Source organism: Rhodococcus sp. IEGM 1372 (assembly GCF_030056835.1).
Lineage (GTDB): Bacteria > Actinomycetota > Actinomycetes > Mycobacteriales > Mycobacteriaceae > Rhodococcoides.
Window position 1 is genome coordinate 1 of record NZ_JASHKS010000075.1, and the last position, 6,225, is coordinate 6,225.

Annotated in this window: 7 protein-coding genes and 1 pseudogene; 7 read left to right on the forward strand and 1 reads right to left on the reverse strand. The window is 64.2% G+C overall.

Features of this window, described 5'->3' with window-relative positions; translation table 11 throughout:
• Positions 1-329 precede the first annotated feature (329 nt).
• Genes QM590_RS25535 through QM590_RS25545 form a run of 3 tightly spaced genes read left to right on the forward strand, consistent with a single transcriptional unit; the run spans position 330 to position 2,329 of the window.
• Positions 330-1,118 carry a GntR family transcriptional regulator gene (locus QM590_RS25535; RefSeq protein WP_008720425.1) on the forward strand — a complete coding sequence of 263 codons (789 nt, stop codon included), beginning with the start codon at positions 330-332 and terminating at the stop codon, positions 1,116-1,118.
• 28 nt (positions 1,119-1,146) lie between these two features.
• Positions 1,147-1,485 (forward strand): rhodanese-like domain-containing protein, encoded by a 339-nt coding sequence (locus QM590_RS25540; protein WP_008720426.1) that lies wholly within the window; start codon positions 1,147-1,149, stop codon positions 1,483-1,485.
• 1 nt (position 1,486) lies between these two features.
• On the forward strand, positions 1,487-2,329 hold the full coding sequence (locus tag QM590_RS25545; protein WP_008720427.1) for a sulfite exporter TauE/SafE family protein: 843 nt from the start codon (positions 1,487-1,489) through the stop codon (positions 2,327-2,329).
• 84 nt (positions 2,330-2,413) lie between these two features.
• Here the strand turns inward: QM590_RS25545 and QM590_RS25550 are convergent, their stop codons facing one another.
• Positions 2,414-2,965 (reverse strand): hypothetical protein, encoded by a 552-nt coding sequence (locus tag QM590_RS25550; RefSeq protein WP_008720428.1) that lies wholly within the window; start codon positions 2,963-2,965, stop codon positions 2,414-2,416.
• Positions 2,966-3,071: 106 nt separating this feature from the next.
• On the opposite strand from QM590_RS25550, the gene QM590_RS25555 reads away from it, so the two are divergent.
• From QM590_RS25555 to QM590_RS25570, 4 genes and pseudogenes are all read left to right on the forward strand, one after another.
• Positions 3,072-4,436 (forward strand): IS256 family transposase, encoded by a 1,365-nt coding sequence (locus QM590_RS25555; protein ID WP_042940314.1) that lies wholly within the window; start codon positions 3,072-3,074, stop codon positions 4,434-4,436.
• 223 nt (positions 4,437-4,659) lie between these two features.
• Entirely contained in the window at positions 4,660-4,824 is a 165-nt protein-coding gene (locus tag QM590_RS25560; RefSeq protein WP_155288693.1) for a hypothetical protein, read from the forward strand.
• Positions 4,825-4,982: 158 nt separating this feature from the next.
• Positions 4,983-5,305 (forward strand): annotated as a pseudogene (locus tag QM590_RS25565) (heavy metal translocating P-type ATPase); the annotation flags it as partial.
• 360 nt (positions 5,306-5,665) lie between these two features.
• A complete protein-coding gene (locus tag QM590_RS25570; protein WP_051048272.1) occupies positions 5,666-6,133 on the forward strand; it encodes an Rv2732c family membrane protein in 468 nt (155 codons plus the stop codon).
• Positions 6,134-6,225 lie beyond the last annotated feature (92 nt).

A 6,225-nucleotide genomic window follows, 5' to 3' on the forward strand; every position in this document is an offset into this window, starting at 1 on the left:
CCGACGGTGAGCAGACCCCAGACCGAGCAGGACCCCGGGCGACACTCCTGATCCGGCACCGACTGGCCTGACCCGGGACCGACTGGGAGGCGACGTGATGCCGCGTCGCTACGCGGACGGATTCACCAGGTTCGGCGCGATCTCCACCAGGCGCTCGTTCGTGCTCGGCGAGACTTTGTCGATGCGAAGGTCGTCTTGTTGCGTGTCGACCTGCGCAGAGCATCTCCCGTCCGTACGGATGTACGTACATTTGTTGTACAGTGGCCCCGAGGGCCAGCAGTCGGCGGCTCGAATTCGGATTCCGACACAGATCGACAGGAGGGCCTTTGATGGTTGAACCCGATCGCAGTGCCGCGCTCGACCGCTCCAGTGCGATGCCGCTGTGGGCGCAACTGCATGCTGATCTGGTCCGCCGAATCGGTGACGACGAATTCGCCGGCTCCGAGTTCCCGGGCGAGCATGCGTTGACGACGAGCTACGGGGTGAGCCGTCACACCACCCGCGAGGCCCTGCGGCACCTGCGGAACGAAGGAATCTTGATTGCAGAGCGTGGCCGGCCTTCTCGGTTGGCGGCTCCGCCGGTGATCGAGCAGCCACTCGGTGCGCTCTACAGTCTCTTCGCTGCGGTGGAAGCCACGGGTGTTGCTCAGCACAGCGTGGTGCGTGTACTCGAACTGCGGACCGACCCCGCGGTGGCCGCTACCCTGCGGGTCGGTCCCAAGGCGCCGCTGCTCTACCTAGAGCGCATCCGTATGGCAGGGACCATGCCGTTGGCGCTCGACCGTGCCTGGTTGCCGGGGGATCTGGCACGCGACCTCCTGGATGCGGACTTCACTCACACGGCTCTCTACATCGAGCTCGAGAAGCGTTGCGGCATCCGCCTGACCGGTGGCCGCGAGGACGTCACTGCCGTCGTCCCGGATCCGGAGGATGCGGCAGCACTCGAACTCGATTCGAAGACCTCCGCGCTGTCGATCCGCCGTTCGGGTTGCATGAATTCCCGGCCGGTGGAGTTGCGGCACACAGTGATTCGAGGAGATCGGTTCACCGTCTCGGCCACGTTCTCACCGAGCGACGGCTATCGCTTCGTGCCGGCCACGCCGCTGCACGCCCTGTAAGCACCCACTGATCCAAGGAGCGTTCTTCATGACTGGAGCACCACCGGAAGCCGATCCGGCCGCCGCACACGCTTTGATCGCCGAATCGGGAGCCATCCTGATCGATGTCCGCGAGGACGACGAATGGGCAGCCGGCCACGCCCCGGACGCCGTCCATGTACGCCTCGGCGATCTCGATCCTGCTGCCTATCCTCCCGAGCAGAAATTGGTCGTGGTGTGCCGCTCGGGCGCTCGGTCGAGCAAAGCTGTCGCGGCCCTCACCGATGCCGATCGCACGGCGCACAATCTGTCGGGCGGTATGATGGCGTGGCACGAAGACGGCCGCCCTGTGGTCCGTGATGACGGCACGCCCGGCTCAGTAATTTGACATGGTCGCCATCCTCGCGATCGCAGTCGCCGCAGGGATTCTCATCGGGCTTTCCCTCGGCGCGCTCGGTGGTGGGGGATCGATACTGACTGTTCCTGCTCTGGTGTACCTCCTGGCGGTTGAACCGCAATCGGCAACGAGCGCCTCGCTGATCATTGTCGGAATCACCTCGATCATCGCGGCCATCAGCCATGCGCGAGCACGGCACGTTCGGTGGCGGGCAGCGGCAGTGTTCGGACTTCTGGGCGCGGGCACCGCCTTCGGTGGGTCGATCCTCAACCGATCGGTCGACCCGCAGATTTTGCTGCTCGCATTCGCGGCTCTGATGATCGTCGCCGCCGGTGCGATGCTGCGCCGCACCCGGCGAGGACACGATGCCGACCTACCGACGCCGAACCCGGTCGAGACCGCGGAAACACGGTCGAGCGCCGTCGCGGTCGCCGCCAAGCCCACGAAAGTGAAGATCACTACTTCGCAGGTGGTCAAGCTGGTCGCCTCCGCGCTCGTCGTCGGCTGCCTCACCGGGTTTCTGGGAGTGGGCGGCGGATTCCTCATCGTCCCCGCCCTGGTTCTGGCACTGGGCTATTCGATGCCCGTCGCGGTCGGAACGTCACTGGTGATCATCTCCATCACCAGCGCGGGAGCCTTCACCGAACGCCTCGGCACGGGTGCCACCATCCCGTGGGAGATCGTCGTACCGTTCACTTTCGCGGCAATTACAGGCTCGTTCGCAGGAAAAGTCATCAGCGACAGAGTTTCTGCCACCACACTCACCCGTAGCTTCGCAGCCCTGTTATTCGTCGTAGCCGTCTACGTCACCGTCCAGGCATCCATGGCCCTGTAACGCACATCGTTGTGCATCACAGAGCCTATTTCTGCGCATGCAAATGCGTGACGTGTGTGGTCTCGGGACATACCTAACTGATCGTCACCGGGACATCGTTAACGGTCTCGGGGTCGGGTGGGCGTTGAAGTTTCGGATCGGTTTGGTGGTGGTTCCGGCGTGCAGTGAGAGTTTTGTGGGGCCGTCGAGAACTCGGAAATGGTGATCCTCGACGACCACGGTGAGGATGGTTCCGGCGTGTGTGCGGCCGACGGGCAATCTCTGGCCGTCGACCATGACGACACCGTCTATCGGCACTTTCCGGTGCACGCGTTGGGGGCCCGAGGGCGGCGGGAGGAGCGTCGTTGCTCGACGCACGCGGGTCAGTTGGCGGTTATCGTTGCTGATCAACGGATTCGGCAAGGTCTTGATCACATGGTTACCGGCGATGGCGTGGATGAGACCGCCCTCGATTCTGAGGGTGATGCGGGTTCCGGCGGTGTCCGGACCCAATGCGAGCTGATGGCCGAGCAGGGTGATCAGTCCATCGCGGGTGGCGGTGCGATCGACCTCGATCGGTGCCGCAGTGCGCAAGCGGGCACTCGGATCGAACGCGGGCAGTGCCGGCGCAGTCTGCCCTGCACGTGCGCCGCGCATGGTCAACCGGTCGAGGTCGGCGCTCGTCAGCTGGGAGGCACACCGTGGGGCGTGTCAGATGGTTTGTGTAAGAACGGACTGACACGGATGGAGCATCATCGTGACCATGACTGTGGACAGCAATCATGCAGATGACACGAACGATCGGGCTGAGCTCAGCGCCTTCGACGCCTTGAAGGCCTCGGGTGCCCTCGACGAGGTGATGGCCAAGATCGACACGGGCCAGCTGCAGATCACCGGGCAGGGCGGGTTCCTGCAGGAGATGGTCAAGGCGGTTCTCGAGCGCGGACTGCAGACCGAACTCACCGAGCACCTCGGATACGACAAGGGCGACCTTGCCGGCCGTCTACTTCCCAACGCTCGCAACGGTTTCAGCAGCAAGACCGTGTCGAGCGAAGTCGGCGATGTGCCGTTGGCAATCCCCCGCGACCGCGACGGCACGTTCGTTCCAACCCTGGTCCCGCGTGGTGCGCGCAGGATCGGTGGGCTCGATGACATGATCGTCGCGCTCTACGCCGGCGGCATGACAGTGCGCGACATCGAGCATCATCTTGCCTCGACCATCGGTACCGAAATTTCCCGCGAGACCATTTCCAAGATTACCGACTCGGTCCTCGAGGAAGTCCTCGAATGGCAGCGCCGGCCACTCGATCCGATCTATCCGATCCTCTATCTCGATGCGATCGTGGTCAAAATCAGGTCCGGTCAGCAGGTCACCAACAGGGCTGCGCACATCGCCGTCGGTGTCGACCTCGACGGCATCAAACACGTGTTGGGGATCTGGGTTCAAGAACACGAAGGGGCGAAGTTCTGGGCCGGGATCTGCGCTGAGCTGGCAAATCGTGGCGTCAGAGACGTCCTGATCGCCTGCACGGACGGCCTCACTGGATTCGGCGACGCCATCGAAGCGACGTGGCCGCACACCGTCGTGCAGACGTGCACCGTCCACCTGATCCGCGCGTCGATGCGGTTCGTGGCCTACGGCGACCGCAAAGCGGTGGCGTCGTCGCTCCGGTCGATCTACACCGCACCCACCGTCGATGCGGCCCAAGCTGCACTCGACGACTTCAAATCCTCGCAGTGGGGTGTCAAGTATCCGACAGCGGTGCGGACGTGGGAGAGCGCGTGGGAGCGGTTCATCCCGTTCCTGGCTTTCCCACCGGCGCTCCGGAAGATCATCTACACCACCAATGCCATCGAATCGCTCAACTATCAACTTCGCAAGATCATCAAAAACCGCGGACACTTCCCCAATGATCAAGCGGCAGTGAAGCTTCTGTGGCTCGCGATCTGCAGCATCGAGGACAAGCGCGCCCGGGAGAGAGACCGCCTGAGCAAAGATCGACTCGCACCCCGCACCGGCAGGGAGGTCAACAGACTGATCGAAGGATCTCTGACGACCGGTTGGAAACAAGCGCTCGGCGCGCTCGTGATCAACTATCCGGACAGACTCGACCCTTATCTCACCTGAAAGCAAATTCGCTCACAGATAACTTGACAAGCTCCAACCGTGGTGACCACCAAACCGTCGATCACGGCGTGGATGCTGGCGAGGTCGGCCCACAGGGTTACCATGCGTCCGGCGAACCCCTTCCCAATCCACACTTGCTGTGCACCGACCAGATCGACGACGCCCGCCGCCGGTATGCGTAGGTCGATCTCGTAACCGCCGGCCATCCCTGATCGCGCCGAATATGGTTGTACGACAACAGACGCGGCAGACGCGGCAGGGGCGGCCGGCGTCGCACTTCGATACCGTCTGGGTCCCCGCAGAATACCACTTCGCGCTCCGTGACGGCCGCGGAGTCGGATTCACCTACATCGAGGGTGACATCGTCCGCGGAACCTCACGTCTGTGACCACCCGCCCCCGTGCCTGACCGCACCGGGGTACCCGCCCCACCGCACCGACTGGAAGGAACGCCCCTCGTCTACGACCGATCTCGACGAGCGCCCGTGGACCCGGCCGTGGGTTCCCATTCCGGGCACCGCGACGAAGTCCTCGACAGGCGGAAGCTGGCATCAACGACGGGCCGGCGTTGGCGAGCGCGGATCTCGGTTTGGCGATCGGCGCGGGCACCGATGTCGCCATCGGTCCGGGGACATCATAGTCGTCCGCGACGACCTCGGCGATGTGGTCGATTCGTTGGGGCTGGCCAAGGCCATACTGGCGACCATCAAGGGAAACATGGTGTGGGCGTTCGGGTACAACATCGCTGCCATCCGCATAGCGGCCGCAGGTCTGCTCAACCCGCTCCTCGCGGGCGCTGCCATGGCGTTCTCGTCGTTCTTCGTCGTATCGAACAGCCTCCGGCTGCGTCGGTACCCCGCTACATCCTGACGACCCGGGAGGGATACCTCGGCGAACAGTGAACTGGTGTCGCCGCGTCAGCGAACGTGAAGTGATCGCGCTGTGCGTGGCCGCGCCGCACGACCGGCCCGGCCACGCACTCCTGCGCAGCACGCCCGGTCAGCCACCGGGCGGATTCGTACCGACGTCATCGCCGCGGTACCTACAGTCAGTCGCATCCGCGGGTGCCGAAGTTCCCGCGTCGATCCGGGAACTTTCTCCGCCCGCGGTGCGACTGGTGGTCGACCGGTCATGAGCTGCGCCGACACAGGACGCGGCCGACGGATGCGGCCGATACCGCAGTTCACGGGAGGGTTCGAAGTGCACGACGATCTTCGCCACTATCGGCCCATGTTCGAGGCCATCGAACGACGAGTGCTGGCGACGGTAGAGATGGCTGCCCACGAGCGCCTGCGTGCGGCTACAGTGATCGCCGTAGCAGGGCTGGGTCTGTGCCTGGGCCAGTCGGGCGAGGCAACGGGCTGGGCAACATTGCTCAACAATGCAGCGGCGCAGGCGGAATCGACCAGCATCGTCGCTGTCATTGCCGCCCATGCCGGTGTGATCTTCTGTCTGATCTGCTCAGCCGCCGCACTCCATACCCGAATGATCCATCTGATCGTTCTCGCCGCCGCAGGATGCGCCAGCACTTCGGTCCTGGCGATGTTGTCCATCTGGACACGCCAGTCCGCTCACGACAGTTCAACTCTCGCCGGCCCCGGCCCTGGCGCGCTGATCGGGCTGCTCACCGCCGTGGTTCTCACCGGGCTGTGGACACGACTGGCCCTTCGCCCGGAGCGTCGCGTCTTCACGTACTGATCGAGCCACCATTCCGCCGAACCGACAGAAGGATCGATCCCGTTCGGCGGCTTCCCTTGGGGCCGCATCGCATTCGGTCAATCCGACGGGCC